The 25,415-nt window shown below is 45.7% G+C and carries 19 protein-coding genes; 15 read left to right on the top strand and 4 right to left on the bottom strand.

All coding sequences use genetic code 11. From position 1 onward, the window contains the following. Positions 1-45 precede the first annotated feature (45 nt). Genes ACRRS0_RS12255 through ACRRS0_RS12245 form a run of 3 tightly spaced genes read left to right on the top strand, consistent with a single transcriptional unit; the run spans position 46 to position 3,018 of the window. On the top strand, positions 46-1,008 hold the full coding sequence (locus ACRRS0_RS12255; protein ID WP_432452913.1) for an HlyD family secretion protein: 963 nt from the start codon (positions 46-48) through the stop codon (positions 1,006-1,008). Continuing rightward, on the top strand, positions 1,001-1,927 hold the full coding sequence (locus tag ACRRS0_RS12250; protein ID WP_432452914.1) for an ABC transporter ATP-binding protein: 927 nt from the start codon (positions 1,001-1,003) through the stop codon (positions 1,925-1,927). The genes ACRRS0_RS12255 and ACRRS0_RS12250 overlap by 8 nt, the downstream gene beginning before the upstream one ends. Continuing rightward, a complete protein-coding gene (locus tag ACRRS0_RS12245) occupies positions 1,924-3,018 on the top strand; it encodes an ABC transporter permease (protein ID WP_432452915.1) in 1,095 nt (364 codons plus the stop codon). The genes ACRRS0_RS12250 and ACRRS0_RS12245 overlap by 4 nt, the downstream gene beginning before the upstream one ends. Before the next feature lie 15 nt (positions 3,019-3,033). Here ACRRS0_RS12245 and ACRRS0_RS12240 read toward each other — a convergent pair whose 3' ends face one another. Further along, entirely contained in the window at positions 3,034-4,056 is a 1,023-nt protein-coding gene (locus ACRRS0_RS12240) for an AraC family transcriptional regulator ligand-binding domain-containing protein (protein WP_432452916.1), read from the bottom strand. Beyond that, the gene (locus ACRRS0_RS12235; protein WP_432452917.1) at positions 4,046-5,008 is read right to left on the bottom strand and encodes a diguanylate cyclase domain-containing protein; all 963 of its coding nucleotides are present in this window, start codon (positions 5,006-5,008) and stop codon (positions 4,046-4,048) included. Before ACRRS0_RS12235 ends, ACRRS0_RS12240 begins: the two co-directional genes overlap by 11 nt. Positions 5,009-5,302: 294 nt before the next feature. Here ACRRS0_RS12235 and ACRRS0_RS12230 point away from each other — a divergent pair, with 294 nt between their 5' ends. Both ACRRS0_RS12230 and ACRRS0_RS12225 read left to right on the top strand, forming a co-directional pair. Continuing rightward, positions 5,303-7,384 (top strand): phytase, encoded by a 2,082-nt coding sequence (locus ACRRS0_RS12230; protein ID WP_432452918.1) that lies wholly within the window; start codon positions 5,303-5,305, stop codon positions 7,382-7,384. A gap of 346 nt (positions 7,385-7,730) precedes the next feature. Continuing rightward, complete coding sequence (locus tag ACRRS0_RS12225) at positions 7,731-8,477, top strand: substrate-binding periplasmic protein (RefSeq protein ID WP_432452919.1); 747 nt, start codon at positions 7,731-7,733, stop codon at positions 8,475-8,477. Positions 8,478-8,553: 76 nt separating this feature from the next. Here ACRRS0_RS12225 and ACRRS0_RS12220 read toward each other — a convergent pair whose 3' ends face one another. Next, the gene (locus tag ACRRS0_RS12220) at positions 8,554-10,578 is read right to left on the bottom strand and encodes a glycoside hydrolase family 3 N-terminal domain-containing protein (protein ID WP_432452920.1); all 2,025 of its coding nucleotides are present in this window, start codon (positions 10,576-10,578) and stop codon (positions 8,554-8,556) included. Between the two features lie 497 nt (positions 10,579-11,075). Between ACRRS0_RS12220 and ACRRS0_RS12215 the strand changes: the two genes are divergently transcribed. The 3 genes from ACRRS0_RS12215 to ACRRS0_RS12205 all read left to right on the top strand — a co-directional run bounded on the left by ACRRS0_RS12215 (position 11,076) and on the right by ACRRS0_RS12205 (position 15,214). After that, positions 11,076-12,104, top strand: a complete 1,029-nt coding sequence (locus tag ACRRS0_RS12215) for a helix-turn-helix domain-containing protein (protein WP_432452921.1) — start codon at positions 11,076-11,078, stop codon at positions 12,102-12,104. Positions 12,105-12,201: 97 nt separating this feature from the next. Next, positions 12,202-14,610 carry a beta-glucosidase gene (locus ACRRS0_RS12210; RefSeq protein WP_432452922.1) on the top strand — a complete coding sequence of 803 codons (2,409 nt, stop codon included), beginning with the start codon at positions 12,202-12,204 and terminating at the stop codon, positions 14,608-14,610. Between the two features lie 109 nt (positions 14,611-14,719). Next, positions 14,720-15,214, top strand: a complete 495-nt coding sequence (locus ACRRS0_RS12205; protein ID WP_432452923.1) for a GNAT family N-acetyltransferase — start codon at positions 14,720-14,722, stop codon at positions 15,212-15,214. 137 nt (positions 15,215-15,351) lie between these two features. Here ACRRS0_RS12205 and ACRRS0_RS12200 read toward each other — a convergent pair whose 3' ends face one another. After that, positions 15,352-17,358: a methyl-accepting chemotaxis protein gene (locus tag ACRRS0_RS12200; RefSeq protein WP_432452924.1), complete on the bottom strand. Its 2,007-nt coding sequence runs from the start codon at positions 17,356-17,358 to the stop codon at positions 15,352-15,354. Positions 17,359-17,974: 616 nt separating this feature from the next. Here ACRRS0_RS12200 and ACRRS0_RS12195 point away from each other — a divergent pair. The 7 genes from ACRRS0_RS12195 (at position 17,975) to codA (ending at position 25,393) form a co-directional block, all read left to right on the top strand. Continuing rightward, on the top strand, positions 17,975-18,817 hold the full coding sequence (locus tag ACRRS0_RS12195) for a TOBE domain-containing protein (protein WP_432452925.1): 843 nt from the start codon (positions 17,975-17,977) through the stop codon (positions 18,815-18,817). A gap of 21 nt (positions 18,818-18,838) precedes the next feature. After that, complete coding sequence (modA, locus tag ACRRS0_RS12190; RefSeq protein ID WP_432452926.1) at positions 18,839-19,618, top strand: molybdate ABC transporter substrate-binding protein; 780 nt, start codon at positions 18,839-18,841, stop codon at positions 19,616-19,618. A gap of 59 nt (positions 19,619-19,677) precedes the next feature. Further along, the gene (modB, locus tag ACRRS0_RS12185) at positions 19,678-20,352 is read left to right on the top strand and encodes a molybdate ABC transporter permease subunit (RefSeq protein WP_432452927.1); all 675 of its coding nucleotides are present in this window, start codon (positions 19,678-19,680) and stop codon (positions 20,350-20,352) included. Continuing rightward, positions 20,349-21,425 (top strand): molybdenum ABC transporter ATP-binding protein, encoded by a 1,077-nt coding sequence (gene modC, locus ACRRS0_RS12180; RefSeq protein WP_432452928.1) that lies wholly within the window; start codon positions 20,349-20,351, stop codon positions 21,423-21,425. Before modB ends, modC begins: the two co-directional genes overlap by 4 nt. Before the next feature lie 273 nt (positions 21,426-21,698). After that, complete coding sequence (gene codB, locus ACRRS0_RS12175) at positions 21,699-22,955, top strand: cytosine permease (protein WP_432452929.1); 1,257 nt, start codon at positions 21,699-21,701, stop codon at positions 22,953-22,955. A 1-nt stretch (position 22,956) separates the two neighbouring features. Then, complete coding sequence (locus tag ACRRS0_RS12170; RefSeq protein ID WP_432452931.1) at positions 22,957-24,141, top strand: PucR family transcriptional regulator; 1,185 nt, start codon at positions 22,957-22,959, stop codon at positions 24,139-24,141. 7 nt (positions 24,142-24,148) lie between these two features. Next, positions 24,149-25,393 carry a cytosine deaminase gene (codA, locus tag ACRRS0_RS12165; protein ID WP_432452932.1) on the top strand — a complete coding sequence of 415 codons (1,245 nt, stop codon included), beginning with the start codon at positions 24,149-24,151 and terminating at the stop codon, positions 25,391-25,393. The last annotated feature ends 22 nt before the right edge of the window (positions 25,394-25,415 follow it).

The following is a 25,415-nucleotide window of genomic DNA, read 5'->3' as shown; positions in this document are numbered from 1 at the left end:
TGCTTGTCTCTATACTGTTTACATAGAGTTTTAAAGGAATGAATCATGAGACGTATTTTTTGGTCTTTGTTGATGTTGGGGGGCCTGAGTGCTTGCGACTCTTCAACACCATCTCAGGCCCTAGGGACCATAGAGCGTGATCGCATCACGCTTAGTGCCACCAGCAATGAAATTATTCGCAGTTTGCCAATGACCGAAGGTTCAGCGGTAAAGCAGGGGCAGCTGTTGGTGCAGCTAGATAACCTTAGCCAAACGGCAATTGTCGCTCGAGCGAAGGCTGAACAGGCAAAAGCCCAAGCTTACCTATTACGCTTAAGTAATGGTGAGCGGAGCGAAGATATTGCGAGTGCTCAAGCAGAGGTTAATCGGGCTCAGGCTCGGGTTGTAGAAATGCAAAAAAGTTATTTGCGAGCCCAACAATTGGTGAATCAACAATTAGCGAGTCAATCGAGTTTAGATAGCGCTTTGGCCGAGCGAGATAGTGCTCAGGCTAGTTTAGCCGCTGCGCAGGAAGGCTTTGCTAAGCTGACTGCAGGGTCTCGATTTGAAGATGTAGAACAAGCCAAGGCCGCTTTAGATGCCGCTCGCGCCGAAGTTGCCTTACAACAACATAAATTGGATGAGCTGAGCATTGTGGCTACCCGAGATGGGATCTTAGACAGTCTCCCCTTCAACTTGGGGGAGCGAGTGACTAACAATGCGGTGGTGGCGGTGTTGCTCGCCGATCGTTTGCCCTATGCACGCGTGTATGTGCCCCAGTCATACCGGGCTAAGCTACAGCTTGGTCAGGCCTTAACGGTACATGTGGATGGCGTCGATCGCAGTTTTAGTGGGGTGGTGCGTTGGTTAGCGACAGAACCCGCGTTTACTCCCTATTATGCACTCACCGAGAATGAACGCTCGCGCCTTATGTATTTAGCCGAAGTCGATCTAGAAGCCGCCGCTGGCGCATTACCCTCGGGTTTACCGGCACAAGTAGATTTGCCTGAGGCCAGCCAATATGAGTGAGTACGCGATTGTTGCTAATAATATCAGTCGCAAATTTGGCGATTTTACCGCCGTAAACCAGGTGAATTTGAATGTTACCAAGGGTCATATTTATGGTTTCTTGGGACCGAACGGTTGCGGAAAATCCACCACCATTCGAATGTTAACTGGTCTGTTAAGCCCGAGTAGCGGTGAAGTGAAAGTCTTAGGATTGGATATTCCTAAGCAGGCCGAGACCTTGCGTTTAAAAATTGGTTATATGACGCAGAAGTTCTCCTTATATGATGATTTAACGGTGCAGGAAAATTTACAATTTATGGGACAAATTTTTGGTATGCCCAATAAGTCCTTAAATCATCGTTTAGAGCAACAGTTGAGTACCTATGGTTTGACTCAGCGGCGTAAGCAGCGAGTGGGAGGAATGAGTGGTGGACAAAAGCAACGTTTGTCTTTAGCCGCAGCCACCATGCATCAGCCAGAACTGTTATTTTTGGATGAACCTACCTCGGCCGTGGATCCAGAAAATCGTCGCGAGTTTTGGGAGCAATTGTTTGATTTAAGTGATCAGGGCACCACTATTTTGGTGGCCACCCACTATATGGATGAGGCCGAACGTTGTCATCGATTGGCGATTTTGGAATCAGGAGAGATGCGCGCCGACGGCGATCCAGAAACGCTGATGAACAATATGGGGGTGAACGTGGTGGAATTAAAAGCCGCCAACTTGCGGGAGTTAAAACAACAGTTAATTCAGCATCCAGAAATTCGTTCAGCTGCACAATTAGGGATCCGCTTGCGGGTCTTGGTCGATCAGCAAGTTGCTGATCCTATTGGCTGGCTAGTGAAGCATTATCCACAGCTGCAAGGGGCTGAGCTAAGCCTTGCTCGGGCGAGTTTAGAAGATGTATTTGTAAGCGTGACCGGTAAGGGACGCCAATGAAATCTGTATTTCGAATTAAGGCGGTGATGCTTAAAGAGTTTCGTCAACTGGCCAGAGATAGAATTACCTTTGGTATGGTGGTGATGATTCCTTTGATCCAGTTGTTGCTGTTTGGCTTTGCAATTAATACCGATGTGCGCAATATCCCAGTGGCGGTGGTGGATCAAAGTGGCAGCAGCAGTGGTCGCCTCATTGTAGAGTCGCTCAAGGTGGCTCAGGTTGTCCAGGTGAACCAGTTCTATGCAAGCATTGCTGAAGCTGAGCAAGCGATTGAACAAGGTAGGGTGCGCGCGGTACTCATTTTACCGAAGGATTTAGAGCAACGCTTAGCGCAAAATAGAGCCTTGGGACAGTGGCTGGTAGATGGTTCAGATACCATGGTCAGCTCCGCTATTATGCAGTTACGGATGATGCCTTTAAATGATTTACAATGGCGAATCAATACTCAGCCTAATACTTTTGATGTGACCCTGTTGTACAATCCAAGCCGCCGTTCGGCGGTGAATATTGTACCGGGTTTGCTCGGTGTTATTCTTACTATGACGATGATTCTATTTACCAGTGCCGCGATTGTTCGCGAGCGAGAACGGGGCAATTTGGAGTTGTTGATTGCGACCCCAATCCACTCTATTGAGCTAATGATCGCTAAAATTGTGCCCTATGTGTTTGTGGGATTGATTCAAGTGACCATTATCTTGGGTTTAGGGCATTTCATTTTTTCGGTGCCGATTAACGGTGCGCTCAGCCAAGTTTTATTCGGGACGCTGCTCTTTATAGCGGCCAGCCTTACCTTGGGTTTGGTGATATCCACCATTGCTCAAACTCAGTTACAGTCGATGCAAATGACGGTGTTTATTTTACTGCCTTCAATTTTATTGTCAGGATTTATGTTTCCCTATGAAGCGATGCCCGTTGCCGCTCAATGGATTTCTGAAATTTTGCCCGCGACTCACTTCATGCGGATGATCCGCGGGATTGTGTTACGAGGTGCTGATTTGAGCGATTTATGGCGAGATAGCCTATGGATGGTGGCCTTCACGATCATTGGTTTAGTGGTGGCCTCATTCCGCTTTAAGAAAAGTCTTGATTAGTGAATGTTCAGTCAATTATTGGCTTAACCAACGCCGAAAGGCGCGACGAAAATTACTGACATCAAAAAAGTTCATCGCGGTGCTTAGCTGATTATCGCTGTAGTTATATTGCGCTTGTAGAAAAAATGCATGTTGCTGGCGAACTTCATCACACAGTAAGCGGTAACTGCTGTGGTGACTTTTTAATCTGCGCTTTAAGGTCGCTGGACTCAACGCGAGTTGTTGGGCGATTTGTTCTAGACTGGGTAATTGGCTGATGTTTTGTCGTAGCAGCTCACGAATGATACTCAGTAGACTGTCGTGCTGGCTAAGGTTTACTTTGCTGTGGGCCAGTTGATAAATGATGGCTGAATGTTGTTGCCAAGGTTTATCCAAGTATTGTTGAGCGATGCTCAAGGCACTATAAGTTTGGCTAAATTTTACTTGGTCTCCAAGGTGAACTTGATATTCTGCCCGCCAGCTGGGGGCGGGGTAATCAAATTGGATCTGCCAAGGCAGGGGCGCAGCGGCTCGCCATTCACATAAGGAGACAATTGCGCTCACCAGCGCTTCTTGTATCCAGCGCCGATAGGCGAGTTGTTCTGGTTGTTGGTTGGGTCGAAGGCTTTCGCCAAAGGGATCTTCAAACAATAAGTGAGTCTGCTCGCGGCAGTCAACGAGGCGTGGTTTTAGCAGTGGAAAATAGTCAGTAAAATGCCGACAAAGAACGCCGAGTAAGCTTCTAAGGTTGGGGGCGTGTGTCAATAAGTGGGAGTACTGTTCAAATACGCCGGGAAACAAACGTTGACCAAATACAAAGCTAATGTCTCGATCGTTCGACTGAAGACTAATATTTAAACATAGTCGGGCTAATTGTTTAGGGCTGATCTTTAGCTCGCCGCCTAAAATATCTTGATAAAAAATTCCCGTTTTACGGAGTAAAAAGTGCGGCTCAGCCCCGCGCTCAAGCAGCAGATCGAGTAATAGGGCTAACTGGTGTTCGGCGGGGATGAAACGTTGCTGGTTTTCCAAGACCTGAATGCTGAGATTAATTGGCAAGGACTTCACCATGACTTGCTTGTTTGAGAATCGTTAGCTGTTGATTAGCTTGTTCTAGGAGTTGTTGAACCGCCTGTTGCGGCGAATCGGCAAGTTCTGCTGACACTTTTACCCAGTGAAAACTGGGGTGAATTGCTTGGTTTTGCTGATTGCGAAAGCAAAAATGTTGCAGTAGCGTGGATAGTTGCTGACTGAGTATCGCGGCTTGTGGCGGCGAGTGATTGAGCAAAATCGCAAATCGTTGTCCAGCGTAACGGCACAACAGTGCATCCGGTGGCAAAGCTAACAGTAATAATTCGGTGATGGTCATTAATAGCTTATCGGCTGCGCTGCCGCCATAGCATCGACTGAGCGCATTAAAGTCGGCAACTTCTAGCAACAACAGTTGGTTATTTAGCCAAGTTTTCGGCTGTTTGGCGCGTTGCAATAACTGTTGCTGTAAATATTCAAAGCCAGGAATGTTCAATCCACCATCGATTGCTGTCGGAGCAGGGCTTAACAATTTACGACGGCTCAAGTAACGGCTAATTTGTTGTTGTTCGGCCCGCCAAAACCATAGCGCGGCGGTGAGCAATAAAAATCCAACAGGCATCGACTCTAGCCAACTGTCCCAGCGGATCCCAGATTCAAGTTGAAAAAACTCATCTAATAGATCTTGGCTAAGTGCTAATACCATGGCGATTAATCCGCAAGCAAATAGATCGGTAAGCCAACCCTTAGCACGTACTGAAAGAATAATTATCAGCCAACATACAATCAGCAGCGCCGTCGCGCCTTCTCCAACAATGTCGACCCAGTCTAATTGAGCCCATGATTTTATTTCGCCATGGTGAGCATTTAAGCCAATTAATCCCACTAAGCTCACCACTTGTAACAACAACCACCAGCGATGTGGCTTTAAAGCATAATAAAGTTCGGCACACACGTAGCCTAAATTTTTTCGATGATTCAATCTTGTTTAACCTTGCTTAACCTTCGCCTCTCGCGGGGAAAAATGAAAAATAGTCCGATTAGCTCATATTGTTTTTCATTGAACCCCGTTATTCGTGGCGGATCCATAGTTTAGGCATAGTTTAAACCGCTTTTATGACGGTTTTAATTTGATTCAATTAGTCTCAATAGCTCACTTCTCGTTGAGTATGTGCACTTCAACGCTCTGTACAGGGAGTACGCCAACTTACTGTCATAAAAGTGCCATTTGGGCTGCTTAAGGTCGCTGGCAATCTTCATTACAAAGGAATATCGAATGCGTCATTTAGGATTAAGTAGTTTAACCATTATCTTGAGCATTGGTGGTTTAAGCGCATGTGGCAACAGCGATACAACTGCTGCAGTCACAACGCCCTTGAGCACCGAGCTTAAAACAACGCTCACTTATGATGACTTCGGCGATGCAGCTTATTGGTTTAATCACAGTGACTCGAGCAAGAGCCTATTAATTGCGACGCTTGAAGACGACGGTTTAGCGGTGTTTTCAAGCCATGGAGAACAGCTACAGCAGTTGCAGGGTATTGCACCGACCAGCGCTGATATTCGTTATGACATTAGCGATCAACATGCCGGCAGTGCCGATATTTTAGCAGTGGCTTTACCCGAGCAGCAGTCTTTCGGATTTTATGCGATTAGCGATGGCCAAAGTGGGCCGTTGACTGATTTAGGCAGCTTTGATGTTGGCTTCAATGCCGAAGGTTTATGTTTATATAAAAATATCACCACGGGTGAGCTGATGGTCACTGGTGTAGCCGATGACGGGATGGCGAAACAATTTAAATTGAGTTTTGATGGCAGCCAAGTGAGCAGTCGATTGCAAGATGTGAACGGAGTGGCACTGCCAGTTCGCGAATTTTCAGTGGGGGGGAAGTTAAGTGCATGTATTGCCGATGACGAATTGGCAAACTTGTATATCGCCGAGCAAAATATAGGGATTTGGGCTTATGGTGCAAATCCCGAGAATGTGAAAGAGCGTCAGCTGGTGGATGGGGTGGCACCACTTGGTCACTTACAAGAAATTGAAGGTTTAGAGCTTATCTATCAAGCACAGGGGAAAGGTTACTTAGTTGCTGCTGATGAAGGTGCAGGCCTACTGTTTTATCAGCGTGATAACTGGGTTTTTAATTCGCAGCAGCGGGTTGCTGGTATCGATGAAACCAAAGCGTTAGCCGTGGCTGAAGATGGCTTATGGTTGGCTAACTCCGAATTAGAACAACCAATTTATGAGAAATTGAGCTTTACGGCGCTTAATCAGCAAAATGGCTTAAGTGCTCGGCCAATCAGCGATGTATTAGCGCATCGAGAACTTTCCCTCTCCGGGGTGGCTTTAGTCGCGGCGACAGGAGAAACCGCAGCGGTTGACGACGATGGTGATGCAGCCGATGATCCAGCGTTTTGGTTAAATCCCGACGATGCCGAACAAAGCTTGATTATTGCGACCAATAAACAAGGCGGCTTGCTTGCTTATAACTTGCAAGGTCAGCAAGTACAGTACTTGGCTCAAGGTAAACCCAATAACGTCGATATCCGTTCCAAGGTGCAAAATTTCGCGGGGCAAGACATTAGCATAGCGGCAGCCAGCAATCGTGAACTGAATACCATCGCTCTTTATCAAATACGCTCTGCTGATGGCCAAGATCCAATCGTGCCGCTTGCTGCTTTGGGTAATGCCGTGCATCCAGATGCGGCGGAACTTCAATCTTCACTCGATGAAGTTTACGGTCTGTGTATGTACCAATCGGCAGACAATACCGCCTATGTGTTTGTGAATGGTAAAAACGGTCAAGTTGAGCAATGGCGCTTAACACCAGTTGAGGGGGGCTTTAGTGGTGAGGTGGTTCGAACGCTGAGTGTGGCCAGTCAGCCGGAAGGTTGTGTAGTGGATGACAGTAGCGCTACCTTATATCTAGGCGAAGAGGACCAGGCAATCTGGCAATTTAGCGCCGAAGAAGGAGCCGATACTCAAGCGAGCTTATTTGCCAAAGTTGATGGAGAGAACTTGGTTGCCGATATTGAAGGCTTAACCCTATATGATGATGGCATTCATAAATATCTACTGGCTTCGAGCCAAGGTAATAATACTTATGTGGCCTACGATCTGGCTCAGAATAATCGTTTGGTGGGGCATTTTGCGATTATCGGTGATGATAATCTGGGGGTCGATGGTGCCAGTGATACAGATGGAATTCACGCGGTATCGGCGAATTTGGGAAGTGCTTACCCTAAGGGATTATTTATTGCGCAGGATTGGTATAATATCGATGCCAACTACCAACAGTTGAACCAAAACTTTAAACTAGTTGATTGGCAGACGATCCAAGCCAGCTTTGATGACTAAGATTGACCGATTATATCGCCGTTAGCCTTTGGTTAACGGCGATAGCTATTGCCTTGGTTATAAGCACCAGCTTGCGCTTATTGTTACTTGAAGCCGCTTTCATGCACGACTTATCTAGGTTTGTCTAAATCATCAACAAGCACAGAACCATCCGAACGCTTCGTCCTCATTAACCGATAGGCTTGAACATAACTGGTGGTGTTGGCTCAAGATTACAGCGAGCTAACTTGATGGACTGTTGTTGTAAGTTCTAATTTAAGTGCTGACTCCAGTGCGCTTTTCTATACTTAACTGTATTCTTATTCATTTGAACCCTCGCTTTAAGCCCATTCACTTTTGGAGTTTTATGAAGTTTTTATGGAGATTAAGCCTAGGTCTTTGGCTCTTGTTGAGCCCTTATTGCTATGCCAATCATTTGAAGCTGTTAATTCTGGAACAACCGCCAATTGAGTATCAACAAAATGGTTATAATAAGGGAATTGCGGTCGACATTGTAAAAGAAGTATTTGCCCGTTTGCATCGATCGGTCACCATCGAAGTTTATCCTTTTGCTCGAGCGCTGCGCATGCTTGAAGAAAGCAAAGCGGATGGAATTTTTGCCATTGTAAAAAAATCAGAGCGACAAGTTTATCTTAACTACAGTGATGAAGTGTTGATTGAGCAAGCCGCAGTATTATATGTGCAAGCACAATCTGAAATTACCTTTAATGGACAATTAGGCGATCTGGGAGCCTATCGCTTTGGGGTACTACGCGGTGCGACTTATGGACCGATGTGGGAGCAGGTTATCGATAGTGGTGGCATTTCTAAAATAGAAAGAGTTGCCGATTATCGTCAGAACGTTATGAAGTTGGTTAACCAGCGGCTCGATGTCATTATTGGCCCAGATTATACCATGGCTTATATTATCAAGGAGCTGGGACAAGAGGGACGCTTAAAACAACTGTCGCCGCATATTGAGGTTGTTCCTACTTATATCGCTTTTTCTAAAAATACGGTTGCGCCTGAACTGGTCGCTGCGTTTAGTGATACTTTAAAGGCGTTAAAGCGTGACGGAACCTATCAGCGGATCATCAACCGATACATTGAGTAATACCGTGGCTACAAATAATGTCGTTTAAGGTCGTTGTCTTAAGAAAATGCCCACCTTGTTGGGGCGGGCGAGGGATTTAATAGCTCAAGCCGAAGCCAAGTTGGTAGAGTGGGTTGGCCGAGTCATGTGCTACATCTTCATCTTGTTCTAATACGGCTTGCCAACTTGAAGGGAGCTCGAAGGGTAAATGTCCTTGCGGTGGTGTCTTGCCAAGCAAGACATCGAAAAAAGCGCTGTCTAAAGCCCCAAAGTTTGCCAACAATGCGCTTGCACTGGGCTCAATTGCCGTGAGTATAGCAGGGCGGTCCAAGTAAATGGAAATAACCGTGGGGATGGCTGCTGCAGTGGCAGCCTGGATTGCTGCGTAGTCTTCACTGCCCGAATAAACACCTTGATGGTCTTGGTCTTGGATCAAGTTGGTTTGGTCGAAAAATCCAAGTTGACCAAAATGTACGTTACCAAATGGTAAGCGCGGATCAGTTTCGTAAGGTGTATTCACCCGTAAGATTGCGATATCGGCATCTTCTAGTTTATCTACAACGGTAAAACCATAGTCTGTCGCCACTTGAGCATTGACTTGATATAAGTAAACCTTCGGGGTCTTGTTTGGACTGAGCGGCAAAGTTTCCGCGTCGTTTTTTAGCAATACATGAGCACGGCTCTGGGTCTTGGTTGCGACGCGTTGAAAATCCTCATTGCCGACAAAATTTGTCACAATAGAAGTGTCAACATAGGGATTTTCAAATAAGCCAAGGTCAAATTTTTGAATTAAGATCCGCTGCGCTGCTTTATCGATTTGTTCATTTGTTATTAATCCTGCGGCTATCGCTTCCAGTAAATGAGAAGGATCTTGTACGCCACCAAACTGGTCAACGCCAGCATCGACGCTTTTGGCATAACGTTCGGCGATTGATAAAGGCTCAACACCCCAGGACATTCCAAAAGGAACCGTCCAAACGCTCACACCATCGGTAAGCTCTTGATCGCTTAAGCCGAGCTGACATTTGTCATTACAGTCATTCACTATCCCCCAGTCGCTGAGCACGACGCCTTTAAAGTTGTATTTACCTCGCAGCAAAGTGTCGAGTATTTGTTTGTTAAAGCCAAAGCCAACTGCTTCAATGTGCTGGTCGTTATAGTTTAATCCGATAGGCTGGCCGTAATAGGGCATCACCGAGCCCACGTTTGCATCAAAGGCGCCTTCAAAGGGGAGTAAATGATATTGAAAGTTACTGCCGGGATAGACTTGTTCTTTACCAAAGTGGTTATGTGCATCAAAGCCGTTGAGTTGTGGGCCCCCGCCAGCAAAGTGTTTCACGACAGAGATGACACTGTTTGGATTGAGCCCTTCGATACCACGCTGAAAACCTTCAATGTAAGCTCCCACCAAATTTTTGGCAATTATGTTATCTTCACCAAAGGTTCCGGCGCTCCTACCCCAACGAGGTTCGGTGGACAAATCAGCTTGAGGAGAGAGCGCTTCATGGATCCCTACCGTACGATATTCCTGACGAGCAATATCGGCAAATTCTTTTACCAGCTCAGGATCATTCAGGGCGGCAAAACCTAATAACTCAGGCCACTGTGAAAAACCTCCAGCCCCAACGGCGGTGGCGTTTGGATCGTTGATAAAATGATTTCGAGGATCGGTGCTAATGGTAACCGGGATCCCAAGACCAATCGCTTCCGCCCGTTGTTGTAGGGCATTGTTATCTTCGGCGATTGCGAGAGGGTCGCCAGCCATGCGCGTAATAAAGGTATTTACATAGTTGTTGAGCAGAGGTGTCATCGCATTGCTGGATATGCGGCCAGCGGAGTCTAGGGGCAAGGTGCCATGCATCATTAAGCCCGCTTTTTGTTTGGTGTTCATTTGGCTGACGAGATCTGAGGCTCGTTCTGCACTAGTTAAACGCCAATCTTCATAGGGGCTGAGCTGCCCGTCTCTATTAAGGTCTTTAAAATGGTAATTGTCCACTTCAATGAGACTCAGTGTTTTATAGCCGAGAGAGGGTTGAAAGTAGATTCTATCATCGGATCCACAGCCATTGAGTAGTGAGAAGGTAACGGCTGTGAGGATTAACACTAGCATTGTTATTTTCATCTTAGTTCCTGTGATTCGGGGTGAGTAAACGGAATCATTTGTCAGTCATGATTTCGGTTCACCATCGACTATATCTAGGAGACGAAAATATGTTTTTGCAATATGGAGCATGCAACACTCAAAATGGTGCGAGTGTAACGAAGTGTGAATAATATGCATTTTTTACCCTATATTACAATCCGTTACATATATTTGTGAGTATCGTCTAAGGTCTGTAGATCGATCTAGCTTAAGCTTTGTTCTATTGATACATCTCTTGCTTGGAAAGTGTAGAATGCAGCAAAATTTTTTATCCTGAATTGCTCATGATTTACTGAATGTTCGCATCATGTATCGGTTGTTAAATTGAGCGAAAAGTATTTACACGCAGACTACCTGAGGCTTACATATTACTTACTATTTGTTACATCTGATTATTGTGAAGCATGAACCGTCTCACAACCTTTAGCGAGGTCTCCGCAAATAATAGCGCTTTACAAAAGATAAGAGTTTATGGGATGAAAACTGTTTCCAACCGAATTGCACAAATTTATTTAGAGCAAGTTTTCAGTGCGAATGTGGATGAGCGTCAATTATTGCAGCGCACAGGGATTAATATGCAAGAGCTTAGCGTTGCAAATGGTAGGCTTGACGCTCAGCGGCATTTTCGTTTTTTTGAACTGTATACTTCTATATTCCCCGAAGTACAGTTTGATTCAGAACCGGATTTAAGCTTCTTATTTTCAAACTTTAATGTGTTAGGAGCCGTGTGTGGGAATGCACCCACTTTGCTTGAAGCGTTAAAGGCGTATGTCCGCTATCGAACTTTGATCGGAGAATGTGATGACATCGAGTTTGTCATTCAGGATCATTATTTAAAGATCGTATATCATTCTGAAAGTGATAATCCTTTGATCACCAAACTCGTCGTTCTTAATCATTTTTATGTTTTTTACGCAATTGTTCGTGAATATGTGGATGACAACTCTGCGAATTTAGGTTTGCGGCTAAATTTCCCAATATCGATTGAAGAAAAGCGTAACTTGAGTGAAATTTTTTATTGTTCGGTGGAATCGGGCATACAGAACAGTTATTACATTCATCGCCAATGTTTACATTTACCCCACAAGTCGAGTAATTCTGCCTTACAACCTTACTTGTTGCAGCAAGCGGAAGAGCAGTTACAACAGTTACGCCCGGCTCTTACTTATTCAGCTCAAGTGGAAAAAATCTTACAAAAGTTGATATGGACTGAGTTAGATATCGATTGTCACGCTGAATCGATGCAAACACTGGTTTGTGAGCAACTGAGGATAAGCCGTTGGACTCTTGCTCGGCGGCTCAATCAAGAAAACATAAATTTTTCAGGAATTTATACAAAGGTTCGGTGTGCTGAAGCATCTCGTTTATTGGCCGAACCACAATTTTCTCTGTTGTATATTAGCCAGAGTTTAGGCTTTACCAATCAAAGTAGTTTTAATCGTTTTTTTCGGGAACAGTTTGGCTGTACGCCCTCTCATTATCGGCAGCATCACGTTGCCGAATAAATCAATGTTTAGATAGGATCTTAAGCTGAGTCGATTTTTAAACCGTTTATGCATTGTTTTCTCATCATTAAGTTTGAATTAGTTATAAGGAAAATCTATGAATTCCTCCTCGTATTTGTCATCGGTGGCCGCTTGTATTTCACTATTTTTTATTTGTTCTTCGGTCTCCGCCAATCTGTATCAATTGCCAGCCTCGGCTGGTGCGGCAACATCCGATCTAAATGGCAATGGGCTTCTTGAGCCCTACGAAGATACTACGCTGCCAGACGAGCAGAGAATAGATGATCTTATTTCGCGAATGACTTTGATTGAAAAAATTAACATGTTAACGGGGACTGGCTTTAGTGTTGGGGCCTCTGGAGGTTCACAAAAAGTACCGGGCGCTGCGGGGGAGAGTTATGCCCTTAAGCGATTTGGAATTCCTTCCATTGTATTTGCCGACGGTCCCGCTGGGTTACGTATTAAACCAACGCGAGAAGACGACCGCAAAAGCTACTATGCTACGGCATTTCCTATTGCAACGGCTTTAGCTTCAACTTGGGACCCTCATCTAGTGGAGCGGGTGGGGCAAGCAATGGGCAACGAGGTGAAAGAATATGGGGTTGATGTATTATTAGCTCCGGCGATGAATATTCAATTAAATCCTTTGGCGGGACGAAATTTTGAATATTACTCTGAAGATCCCTTAGTGAGCGGCACGCTGGCGGCGTCGATGGTTAACGGGGTTCAGTCACAAGGCGTTGGCGCAACCATTAAGCATTATGTTGCGAATAACGTAGAAACCAGCCGGATGGTACTTGATGCTAAAATTGGCGAAAGGGCAATGCGCGAAATCTATTTGAAAGGTTTTGAATTGGCTATAAAAAATGCCCATCCATGGGCCGTTATGAGTTCATATAACAAGGTGAATGGGACCTATACTTCACAAAGTTTTGACTTACTTCATTCGGTGCTGCGACGGGAGTGGGGATATACCGGTATGGTCATGAGTGATTGGTTCTCGGGAGATGATGCTGCGGAACAGGCAGCGGCGGGGAATGACTTAATTATGCCCGGGATCCAGCCCGATAGGGATGAAATAAGCAAGGCGATAGAGCTTGGCAGATTAAGTGGAGCGGAGTTGGATCGAAATCTGAAGCGGGTACTACAATTGGTATTTCGTTCACCATCAATGCAAAACTATCAATACAGTGATCATCCCGCATTACTTGAGCACGCACAGCTTGCGCGTCAGGCGGCGGCTGAGGCTGTGGTTTTACTAAAGAATGCCCACCAAGTGCTCCCCTTTAGTAAAGATATTCAGCAGATAGCCGCTTTTGGTAATACTTCTTATGATTTTATCGCTGGAGGCTCTGGCAGCGGAGATGTGAACGAGGCTTATACCGTGTCTTTGGTTGAGGGCTTAAACCAGCATCATTTAGTTGTCGATGCTGAGCTAGCGGACATCTATCAACGCTATGCAAAACAACAAAAAGCCAAGCGAATCAAACCGAAAACGATGTTTGAATTAGTACCGCTCATCCCTGAAATGCCAATTGATCCAGCCTTAGTTGAACAAAAAGCAAAAACTGCTGATATCGCCTTAATCACCTTAGGTCGGAACTCCGGGGAATTTCAGGACCGAGAATTGAGTGATTTTAACTTATCTCCCTCGGAACAAGCGTTGATCACTCAGGTATCCAAGCATTTCCATCGGCAAAACAAGAAAGTTGTGGTGGTGTTAAATGTGGGCAATGTGATTGAAACCGCCTCTTGGAAGGATAAAGTTGATGCAATTGTTTTGCCTTGGCAGGGGGGGCAGGAAGCAGGCAATGCGGTGGTTGATGTGCTCAGTGGTGAGGTTAATCCTTCTGGCAAGTTAGCTGTGACATTTCCGTTAAAATATCAACAGCTTCCTTCAGCAAAAACCTTCCCTGGTAAAGCGACTAGTGAACAAATCGTGATGGATCCTTACTTAAAATTTGCATTAGGTATGCCTTCAGAAATTCAATATAACGAAGGTATTTATGTGGGTTATCGTTATTTTGACAGCTTCGCTCAAGATGTCTCTTTTCCTTTTGGTTACGGTTTGTCTTATACCAATTTTGCATACGGCAATGCGAAACTAAATCGCGCTACTTTTAACGGTGAAATCAAGGCTTGGCTTACGGTTACCAATACAGGGGAACGAGCTGGAAAAGAAGTGGTTCAACTTTATGTCAGCGCGCCTCAAGGTCAGTTAGAAAAACCGCAACAAGAGTTGAAGGCTTTTGCTAAAACGGTGTTGTTAGAACCTGGCCAATCACAAACACTGAGTTTTACTTTAACTGCTGAGCAACTCGCTTCGTTTGATGATTTTGGTTCGCAGTGGCTGTTGGAAAAAGGGGAATACCTGTTGGCCTTGTCCAGTTCCTCTCGAGAACGAAAACTGAGTTTACCTTTCTTCGTGGATCACACCCAGCCTTTAGGGCATCAATTGCTAAGCCTTAAACCTCGACATGAGTTAAAGTTATTGAATCAACAGTAAAATACCATCTCCTCGCAGCGTAGTTGTGAGCTTTAGTTGTGAGGTTTAGTTGGACGCTTCCGTTTTGGTACGGTGACTGATACAGTGCCATCTCGGAGGTAAATTAAATATGCAAATCAGAGCAACCACCTACGCAGATTTCCTGATATTTTGGCCAAGCTTCCAAAAAATAGTCAGTGATCGGCAAAGCTATGCCTTTGACCCAGATATCAATATTGAACAAGCTTATGAGCTGTGGTGCCTTAGCCCACTTAAAAGTTATGTTTATGAAGAGAATGGCCATATCTTGGGTACTTACTATATAAAAGCCAATGCCATGGGGCCGGGCAGCCATGTATGTAACTGCGGTTACATGGTTGCTGAACTTGCCCGTGGTAAGGGGATCGCGGCGTTGTTGTGTTTACATTCACAGCAAGTTGCTTTAGATCTTGGCTTTAAAGCGATGCAGTTTAACTCTGTTGTGTCGACGAATGAGGTCGCGGTGCGCTTGTGGAAGAAATTGGGTTATCAAATTTTAGGTACGATACCTCAAGCTTATCTCCACTCTGACCAAGGCTATGTGGATAGCTACATTATGCATAAGCTGCTAGTTCCGCTGAATTAGTCTGCTCGTCAACGGTTCGAATCATCATTAATGGTGATGGCTATTGATGATGCTTAGCTGCTCGCTTGAGAGAAGTTCAGATTTAAAAATAAAAACCAACCCGCCTAAGCGGGTTAGTGGGGCGCTAGTCTGGTGGTTTATAGTTTATAACGGTCGACTAGTTGTTGTAGCTGGTTGACCTCTTGACGAATGCTTTCGCTGGCTTGACTGGCTTCTTCGGCAACTTGTAAGGCCGCATTTGCGCCGTCGGATATTTGCACAATATTGTGTTCAACTTCATCCATCACCTTGCTTTGTTCCTCGATTGCGCTAGCAATATTGGTATTGAGGTCGACCACTTCATCCACCCGCTCGGTGATATTATTAAAGGCTCCACGCGCCTCTTCCGCTTGCTCCACACCACTTTGTGCTCGATTACTGGCATTGGCCATAGCGTTCACCGAGCTTAGTGATCCAGACTGTAAGCCTTCGATCATCTTTTGTATTTCATCAGTAGACGTTTGGGTGCGACTGGCTAAGGTACGAACTTCGTCAGCAACTACGGCAAAGCCGCGGCCCTGCTCGCCAGCACGTGCAGCTTCGATGGCGGCGTTAAGCGCTAATAAATTGGTTTGTTCGGCAATGTTGCTAATTACATCAATCACACTGCCAATCGCATTGCTTTGTTGTTGTAGCTGACTTAATGAATCTGAAGTGGTCACCACTTCCTCATTAATTAGGCCAATCGTGGTGATTGTACCGCCAACGATCTCTTGCCCATTCACCACCGCTTGTTGCGAGGCGAGCGTTGAGTCTGCCGCTTTGTTCGCGTCTTCGGCCATGTTATTGACGGTCGCATTCATTTCGGCAACCGCAGTCGCCACTTGCTGAGTTTCTTGTTGCTGTTGATTAATCGCATCACGCACGGCTTGTGATTTATCACCAATTCGCTGAGTTGCGTTGAGCATTTCCAGAGAGCTGGCGGTCACTTGTTGCAGTAGATGACGCAAGGCTTGCAGAGTTGTTTTGTAATCTTGAGCAATATCGGCCAGCTCATCTGAACCATGAACCACTAAATCTGCGCTTAGATCACCTTGATTGACTTTACCGGCCACTAAGCGAATTTGTTTCACGGTACGTTTGACGGAGAGGTAAGCACCAATCATGAAATAAGCACAGACGAGCAGGATCAGGCTGAGTGCAACCAGCAGTACAATCCGTTTATTTTCGGCATTATACTTCCGGGCGGTGAGTTCTTCACCGAGGTAACTCATGGATGCCGTCGCCAGTTGTTCTATATTATCGAGGCTGAGTTGAGTGCTTTGGAAAACCGCCTCGGTATTGGTTTTTACCTGCTGGTCTTTTAGGATGTTATCGCGAATTAATGAGATGCTCGCACCGATAGATTCAACAGACTGTGTCGCTTGGTTGCCGAGCTTTTCCTGGAAAAGTGGGTCATGATTGCCTAACAGGGTTAGGGCTTTTTGCATATTTTTTAATTCTTCGTTGGCCAGGTCGGTTCTAAAGTTGAGATCAGCATTGCCTTCGGCATCTAGGATCCCAAAATCGGCGATGTCGCCGCCTTTATCTCTAAGTCTGGCGATATTACTTTGTAAAATAGGTAGATTATTTACTGAGACAGCAATCAGGTAATAACTGGTGACTTGGGGGTCTCGTGTTAATCCACTGTCGGCACCAATACTATGAGTCAATCCTCTGATATCACTTAATAATGCTTCGTGTTCGACTAAGAGATCATTTAAGGAACCATGCTGCTTGCCTTTTAACGCCAGCCATTGCTGTTGAACTTGTTGTAATTCTGTTTGATGATTTTCTGACATCATGGATGCGAGTTGAGCAAAAATACCATCAATGGACTGGTCGAGTGAAACGAGTTTTTCAGGCTCAAACTCTCTATCCATTGATTTTAAAGTCATCAAGTGTTGATGTTGCACGATCGAGGCTGATAATTCGGGGATTTTACTGACAAGTTGGTAACCGGAGAATTCCCGTTTCGCAGACTCAATATCTTCGTTCATGGTTAAAATAAGGGAACTAAAGCCGTAGGCGATAGGTACTAAAAACAAACAAGTCCATAATAGGAATTTATACTTAAACCCGATGCGGTCACTCAGATAGACCGCCGGGGAAAAAAAACTTCCCATGAAACTCTCCTTTTTTTGCAGCAAAATATGTTGTGTTAATTCTGTATTATCGGCATTAACTTAAAATAGTTTATGCCATTATGAGTGGTGTTTGCCTAGCGCCATTTCATTTTTTATCAGTATAATCGTTTGAAAAACAAACAATAAATAAAATCATAGCCAAAGGTGTTGATAGTTTAAGCCAAGTGGCTCAGATCTAAATAATACGCTTAGCCTAACACAGTTCACTTTTTTTAAACTAAATCGGAATCACTGAGGTTAACGGTGTGGTGATTTATGCTGGGCTGTTGGCTGAATCATAAACCACTAGGATTCGATCGGTAAAGTGGTCCGCTGATTGGCTTCCGGTTGGACCTAGACCTTGCGGGAGTATTGGACGGTCTATTTCGTCGTATAACTTACAATATAGCGAATTTTGTTGTTACTATGACAAGCCACGGAACCTTTGGCTATCAATTATTTCCATTATATACAATGCCTTAGAACTTAATTACTGAGTGGAATTGGACTTGCAGTAAAACGCTAGAAGAGTCTTGAGCGGTGATTCGCTTCATCCAAAAGACTTTGGTTTACAGCATGAAAATATGTTTAACACTAGCGTTATATAGGTGAAACTATGACGGAATCAACAAAGTCAGTCATCACCCAACCCTTGTTGGGGAAAATAAAACTGTGTAGTGAGTTAGGGCCTTTTCTCAGTGATAGCCGGATCCGTTTATTGGATGGCATTCAACAGCACGGCTCATTAAGTGCGGCGGCTCGCGCCTTACCCATGTCTTATAAGGCTGCCTGGGATGCCTTAGATGCAATGAATAACCTGTCAGAGAAGGCTTTGGTGATTAAGCAAAGCGGCGGTAAGAATGGGGGGGGAAGTGTACTAACCGAATATGCCAAGCGCTTAATCGCCTTACATAAGGCGCTAGAGTTAGAATACCAGCAGGCCTTCGAGCAACTTAAACCGCAGCTGAGTCAACCTCTGAAAATTAGCAATCACGAAGTGGCACACTTTCGTCAATTGATGCGTCGCTTGAGCTTTCGCAGCAGCGCACGTAACCAATTATTTGGTCAGGTAAAAGCGATCCAGCTGGGGCAAGTTAATTCGGTGATAAAAATAGCCGTATCGGAGCATTTAACTGTCACTGCCATGTTGAGCTGTGAGTCCATGGAGTGTTTAGGTTTGGTACTGGGCTCAGAAGTGCTGTGTTTAATTAAAGCACCGCAGCTGATGCTCTATCAAGGTGAAGGACTTAAGGTGGCGGCTGACAATCAGTTTACGGGACGGGTATCGCGAGTGATTCGTGGGGCGGTGTGCGACGACATTAGTATTGAGTTAGCCGACCAAAAAACGCTTGCTGCAATGGTTCCTAGTGAAAGTGCAGCGAATTTAGATTTAAGCGAAAATACTGAGATTAAGCTATGTTTCTCTGCGTCTTCGGTCATTGTGTGTTGTTATGGATAAGTTGTCAACGGAGCTTTCATCATGAAATATAATATGAGCATTTTTAAAACAATGACCTTGGTTTTTAGTTTTTTGTTAGGTCAAACAGTCGCCTTTGGGGGGCATGCCGAAGGCTTAAAAGTGGCGGTAGCTGGCAATTTTTATAAGCCGCTACTACAAATCGCGGCGCGGTATCATCAAGATACGGGCCATCGGCTGCTTATTTCCACCGGTTCTACCGGCAAACTGTATGCGCAAATTCGTAATGGAGCGCCCTTTGAGTTTTTTATGGCGGCCGATCAAGTTCGACCGAGTCAGCTGGTTGCCGAGGGGATGGCGCTGGCCGACAGCCAATTTACCTATGCCCAAGGACGTTTAGTGTTGTGGTCGAATCAAAATGATTTGGTGGATCAACAAGGCAAGGTATTAAACAATTTTCAGTTACCTTATTTGGCGATAAGTAATCCCAAAACCGCCCCCTATGGCGCTGCCTCGGTGACCGTATTGAAAAACTTGGAACTATATCAACAATTACAGCCTAAATTGGTGGAAGGTCAATCGGTAGGACAAACCTTTCAGCAAGTGAGTTCAGGGGCTGCGCCTTTAGGTTTTGTGGCGCTTTCTCAGGTATATGTTGATGGTGAAATTAGCCATGGTTCGGCGTGGATTGTACCAAGTGACTTATATCAAGCGATCAAACAAGATGCGGTGATCCTTAAAAAAGGCGAGGGGAATCCTCAGGCCAAAGCGTTTTTAAGCTACCTACAAACACCACCCATTCAAGCCTTAATTAAAAGTTTTGGTTATCAAGTGAATGAGTAAGTAGCAATGAGCCTTGTCGCTCGAAAATGTTGGTATTTCTAAATGAAGGATAGTTGTCGATGACTGATTTTTCGGTGGTGTGGTTAACCTTGAAGTTAGCCGCCGTAGTCACCCTCATTTTGCTATTGTTGGCGACGCCCTTGGCATGGTGGATGGCACAAACCCGTTCGCGTTTCAAACCCATTGTGGGTGCCTTGTTCGCCTTGCCTTTGGTATTGCCGCCGACGGTGTTGGGATTCTACTTATTACTTGCTTTGGGGCCTAATGGCACGGTTGGCAAGTTGTTTAATGCTCTCGGTTGGGGCAGTTTACCGTTTACCTTTACCGGTATTGTGATTGCCTGTGTGATCCACACTTTTCCGTTTGTGGTGCAACCGCTGCAAAATGCCTTTGAAGCGATAGGGAAGCGGCCTTTGGAAGTTGCAGCAACCCTACGTGCCGGACCGATTGCCAGTTTCTGGCAAGTGGCTTTTCCGCTGGCCCGTCCAGGTGTATTTGCCGCCGCCATTCTGGGATTTTGTCACACCATCGGTGAATTTGGCGTGGTGTTGATGATTGGTGGGAATATCGCTGGGCAAACGCGCGTAATGTCGATAGAAATTTATAATCATGTGGAAGCCTTAGAATACAGCCAGGCCCATTGGTTAGCTGGTGGCATGTTGGCTTTCTCTTTTATCGCTTTGCTCTTAATTTACAGTCTTAATGATGCCGCGCGGCGGAGGGTCATGGCATGACACAAATACAAGTTCGTTTTGTGGCCGATCGCGGCGACTTTTGTTTAGATGTCAATATGACGTTTCCCAGCCAAGGAGTGACCGTATTATTTGGGCCCTCGGGATCGGGCAAAACCACCTGTTTACGTGCCATGGCGGGGTTAGAGCGACTACCTCAGAGTTACTTTGCAGTGAATGGCGAAGTCTGGCAGGATCATCAAACGGGACAATTTGTGCCGACTTATCAACGTGACATCGCTTACGTTTTTCAAGAAGCCAGCTTATTTCCTCATCTGAACGTGCAACAAAATCTGCTCTTTGGTTATCAACGTTTGTCTGCAGATAAACAGAAGTTGGACATTGGCGAAGTCTCTGCGCTGTTAGGCATTACCGAACTCTTGCAACGTCACCCTCGAGCGCTATCGGGGGGCGAGCGACAACGGGTGGCTATCGCAAGAGCCTTGCTCACCTCTCCCAAGTTATTGTTAATGGATGAACCCTTATCGGCCCTCGATCTCAGTTTAAAACAAGAGATCATGCCTTATTTAGAGCGTTTACATCAACAGCTGGCGATCCCCATCGTTTACGTTAGTCATTCGCTGGATGAAGTCGCGCGTTTAGCCGACCATGTGGTGGTTCTCAATCAGGGCAGGGTAGTGCTGCAAGGGCGCCTCGAAGAAGTGATGCTGAATGAATTATCCGGTCCACTATTTAGCGGCCAAACTAATACTTTGCTTACAGGGAGGGTGGTCGCGAATCATGAGCATGGTTTAACTCAATTGACGGTGAATGGCTTAGCTTTTTATTTAGTCGGGCAAAACTGCCAGCCTGGAGAAACGGTGCGCTGTCGGATCAACGCTCGGGATGTCAGCATTTGTCGAGTGAAGCCGCAGCAAAGTTCAATTTTAAATGTGTTTCCTGCCGAAGTGCAGAGTATTCATCCGGGGCTAAGAGCGGGAGAGTGTTTGGTAAAAGCAAAACTGAGTTCTTCACAGCTCGTTCAAGCGTTGATTTCGGAATATTCAGTGGCGCACTTACAATTGAAACTCCAGCAGCAAGTTTGGTTGCAAATTAAATCAGTGGCTATTTTGTAGCTTGCCAAGCTAGCGCTGGCTGATAAGGAAACCACCATCGATGCACACTTTTTGGGCAAATTTGGTTTGAATTGGTGCTTGGCGGGGTGCTGCACGCCTGACTTCATTGTTCCGTTGAGTATCGTCAGTCCTTCCTTTGTGCATTTGGTATATTTTATTTGCTTGGCTTTGCTCGCCGTGCACAGTTTTTAATATTTGGATTTAGGCACTACTTATGGCATATCTCTTGATACTTATTCGCTGAAGGGATCACTTATATTCAGGAGATACAGCATGAGTCAAACAAACGATTTTCCTTTATCAGCTGTGCCAGATGACCAACGAAAAGGTCTTTGGTCGATGGCCTCAGTTTTACTCGGTTTTACTTTTTTCACCGCAACGATGTGGGCTGGTGGTAGCTTAGGTGCTGCATTTTCCTTCTCCCAGTTGCTGGTTATTATTGTGGTGGGTAATCTGCTGTTAGGCGCCTACGCCGCAGGGCTAGCCTATGTCGCCTATAAAACTGGACTAAACTCGGTGCTATTAGGACGATACTGCTTTGGTTTGAAGGGCAGTATGTTGTCAGATTTTGTCTTGGGTTTCACTCAAGTGGGTTGGTATGCCTGGGGCACTGCGACTATTGCGATCGTATTGGTTAAATTGCTGGCTTTGCCAGAGAGTTTGACCATTCCTTTGATGGTGGTATTTGGTTTTGGTTTTTGTATCACCGCCACTATTGGTTATAAAGGCATTGAGTTATTGTCTAAGGTGTCGGTACCTGCCATGTTGGTGTTTATCGCACTGTCTTTGTATCAAGGCTTGATTGATGTCGGCGGCTTGAGCGAGCTGATTGCGGTTGAACCCACTCAGGCGATGCCGATTGCCGCTGCGATTACCATGGTATTTGGTACTTTTGTGAGTGGCGGTACCCAGGCGACCAACTGGAGTCGCTTCTCCAAGAGTGGCAAGATCGCAGTGTACACCACACTGGCTGCGTTTTTTGTGGGCAACGGTTTAATGGTATTTGTTGGCGCCTTTGGCACCTTAATTTATCAGCAGGCGGATGTGGTGGATGTATTGGTGGTGCAAGGCTTTATGCTGGTGGCAATATTGATGTTGTTTACTAATATTTGGACCACTCAAGATAACACGATTTACAATTTTGCTGCTGCGGGGTGCAACTTATTGCGAACAGATAAACGTCGCTTAGTCACCGTAGGTGGCGCCGCCATTGGTACTTTGCTGGCCATATTTGGGATGTATAATCTATTGATCCCTTTCTTGATCCTGTTAGGAACCTTTATTCCACCGATTGGTGCGATTATCATGACTGATTTTTGGGTGAAGTATAAGGCTGCGCCACCCGCCTTGGAGCAGGTTAATTTACCGCAATTTAATCTACAAGGCTTAGCCGCCTATGTCGTGGGTTCGGCTGCTGCCTATTTCTCTCCATGGATTGCGCCTTTGGTAGGGATTGTGGTGGCAAGCGCCTTCTATAGTCTGTTGGTGTTTATTGCTTCGGCTCAACCGAGCCTTGCTAAAGAAGCTTAATGTGGCCTTAAAAGTTAGTGAGATCACCGCTATCGCCGGATTGGAAGCCTTTGTTCTTCGAGCCGGTGCTGGTGGTGCAGACAATTCAGTTCGTTGGCCCTATGTGGCAGAAAACCTCGAGGTAGGTCCTTGGCTACTCGGCGGTGAGTTGATTTTTGTTACCGGGATCAATTTGCAACGCAGTGTTGAAGATTATCAGCAGCTAATCGTAGAGGCTCAAGCTAAGTACGCGGCAGGTATTGTGATTTTGACCGGCTCGGAATTTATTCCTATGATCCCTGAGGCAGTATTGGCCTTTGCCGAACAACGTGATTTTCCGTTGTTTGAGCAACCCTATAGTTTGCCGATGGTGAAGGTCACCGAGCTTATTTGTAATCGGATTATCCAAGCCGATCTGGCCGAACATTCTCTGCGTTGGTTTTTAAGCCATGTGATCGAGTCCCCTCGAAAACTACCCGCTTTAGCTCGGCAACGGGCCAACAGTCTTGAACTTGATTTGCACCAGCCACTGTTAGTGGCGTTGGTGCTGCCCATGGTGAGCGATGATGTCGACTTAAGTGCTTGGGCCTTTAGCTTGAACCGTCAACTGGAAGCTTATCCCCATCGTTTGCCGATTTTAGAGTATCAAGATGGCTGGTATTTGTTTCTGGCAAATCCTGAGGGCTTGAACCACGAGCAACAAATTCACTTGTGGAGCGAACTTGCGACACAGTTAGCGGCGGCTCATCTTAATTGTGCTTTAGGGGTGAGTGCGAGTCCTCAAGGGATAATTCATTTAGGTTTGGCGGCGCAGCAAGCCAAACAAGCTGCTCAATTTGCCCGTAATAGTGCGCGCCAAACGGTGTTGCATTATGCCGATCTCGGTATCAATCAAATTTTTTCTGCGGTGGACAATCATGAGTTGTTAGCCGATTTTTGCCGCCAGCAGCTGGGTCCTTTGTTTGCCAATCGGGAGCCGCAGGCGAAACTTTTAAAACACACGCTGGCAGTTTATTTTGAAAACCTATGTAGCGCCCGACAAACGGCGCAAAGTTTAGGTATTCATCGCAATACCCTGCAGCATCGTCTGCAAAAGTTTGAAAGCTTAAGCCAGCGGCAACTAAACAATGCGCAACAGCGTTTAGCGCTACAAAATGCGCTGATGATGGAAGCCTTGATTTTAGATGAGAACAATCACTATGGATGATCATCCGATGAAAATTATTAATGCTCGGCTACGTGGCCAAGAATCGCTATTTAGTATCAGCATTCGTGATGGTTGCTTTAGCCAAATAGAGCAACAACAAAATACCCTAGCGATCGGTGCAGGTAGTTATGATGCTAAGGGAAATCTTTGCTGCGCCCCCTTCGTTGAACCACATATTCACCTTGATGCAGCCCTCACGGCAGGGCAACCCAATTGGAATATGAGCGGAACGTTATTTGAGGGGATCGAACGTTGGGCCGAGCGCAAACCGATGTTAAGTGCCGAAGATGTTGAGCAAAGGGTGCTTAAAACAGTCGAACTGTTGGTGGCCAATGGCGTGCAGTATATTCGTACCCATGTGGATGTTACCGATCCGCAGTTAGTGGCGCTAAAAGCGATTGCTAAGCTCAAGTCTCGTCTTCAAGATAAGATATTGTTGCAAATCGTGGCGTTTCCTCAGGAAGGTATTTGGTCTTATCCCAATGGTCGCGAGTTAATGCTACAGGCGTTGGAAGAGGGCGCCGACGTGATTGGTGGGATCCCGCACTTTGAATTTACTCGTGAATACGGGGTGGAATCGATGCGTTGGGTGATAGAGTTGGCGCAGCAAACCGGTAAGTTGGTCGATGTGCATTGTGATGAAATTGATGACGATGCGGCGCGTTTTCTGGAGGTTCTCGCCACCGCGGCCTTGGAAGCCAATATAGGACCACGGGTAACCGCCAGTCATACCACTGCCATGCATTCCTATAATAACGCCTATTGCTCCAAGCTGTTTCGCTTACTAAAAATGTCGAAAATCAATTTTGTTTCTTGTCCAACCGAGAGCATTCATTTACAAGGTCGTTTCGACAGCTACCCCAAGCGGCGTGGTATCACTCGGGTTAAAGAACTACGTGAAGCCGGTTTAAATGTATGTTTTGCCCAAGACTCCATCCAAGATCCTTGGTATACCCTTGGCAACGGTAAGCTGTTGCGGATATTGGACTCGGGGATCCACAGCTGCCATATGATGGGCTACAGTGAACTTCAAAACTGTTTAGATTTGATCACTGATAATGGTGCAAGAACCCTACAGGTAGAAGATGAATACGGTATTGAGCTGGGCAAACCAGCAAATTTCATCGTATTAGAAGGTGGGAATGATGTCGAGGTCTTGCAAAAGCAAGGTGAGGTATTGTTGTCGGTGCGCCAAGGTCAGATCCTAATTGAGCGCAAACCTGCCGAGCTGCTGCAATCACCGATTTTTTGAAGCTGTGGTTTAGAGACCGTGT

The organism is Agarivorans sp. QJM3NY_29, from assembly GCF_050870835.2.
Classification (GTDB): Bacteria; Pseudomonadota; Gammaproteobacteria; order Enterobacterales; family Celerinatantimonadaceae; genus Agarivorans.
The sequence above is the reverse complement of the archived record's forward strand: the minus strand, read 5'-3'. Positions and strand labels throughout refer to the sequence as shown.

Bases quoted from the DNA above. Each gene is read 5' to 3' on its own strand.
- ACRRS0_RS12245 (WP_432452915.1), top strand. From the start codon at position 1,924: ATGAAATCTGTATTTCGAATTAAGGCGGTGATGCTTAAAGAGTTTCGT.
- ACRRS0_RS12215 (WP_432452921.1), top strand. From the start codon at position 11,076: ATGAAAACTGTTTCCAACCGAATTGCACAAATTTATTTAGAGCAAGTT.
- ACRRS0_RS12220 (WP_432452920.1), bottom strand. From the start codon at position 10,578: ATGAAAATAACAATGCTAGTGTTAATCCTCACAGCCGTTACCTTCTCA.
- ACRRS0_RS12255 (WP_432452913.1), top strand. From the start codon at position 46: ATGAGACGTATTTTTTGGTCTTTGTTGATGTTGGGGGGCCTGAGTGCT.
- modB (WP_432452927.1), top strand. From the start codon at position 19,678: ATGACTGATTTTTCGGTGGTGTGGTTAACCTTGAAGTTAGCCGCCGTA.
- ACRRS0_RS12200 (WP_432452924.1), bottom strand. From the start codon at position 17,358: ATGGGAAGTTTTTTTTCCCCGGCGGTCTATCTGAGTGACCGCATCGGG.
- ACRRS0_RS12225 (WP_432452919.1), top strand. From the start codon at position 7,731: ATGAAGTTTTTATGGAGATTAAGCCTAGGTCTTTGGCTCTTGTTGAGC.
- codA (WP_432452932.1), top strand. From the start codon at position 24,149: ATGAAAATTATTAATGCTCGGCTACGTGGCCAAGAATCGCTATTTAGT.
- ACRRS0_RS12250 (WP_432452914.1), top strand. From the start codon at position 1,001: ATGAGTGAGTACGCGATTGTTGCTAATAATATCAGTCGCAAATTTGGC.
- modC (WP_432452928.1), top strand. From the start codon at position 20,349: ATGACACAAATACAAGTTCGTTTTGTGGCCGATCGCGGCGACTTTTGT.
- ACRRS0_RS12205 (WP_432452923.1), top strand. From the start codon at position 14,720: ATGCAAATCAGAGCAACCACCTACGCAGATTTCCTGATATTTTGGCCA.
- ACRRS0_RS12195 (WP_432452925.1), top strand. From the start codon at position 17,975: ATGACGGAATCAACAAAGTCAGTCATCACCCAACCCTTGTTGGGGAAA.
- ACRRS0_RS12230 (WP_432452918.1), top strand. From the start codon at position 5,303: ATGCGTCATTTAGGATTAAGTAGTTTAACCATTATCTTGAGCATTGGT.
- codB (WP_432452929.1), top strand. From the start codon at position 21,699: ATGAGTCAAACAAACGATTTTCCTTTATCAGCTGTGCCAGATGACCAA.
- modA (WP_432452926.1), top strand. From the start codon at position 18,839: ATGAAATATAATATGAGCATTTTTAAAACAATGACCTTGGTTTTTAGT.
- ACRRS0_RS12210 (WP_432452922.1), top strand. From the start codon at position 12,202: ATGAATTCCTCCTCGTATTTGTCATCGGTGGCCGCTTGTATTTCACTA.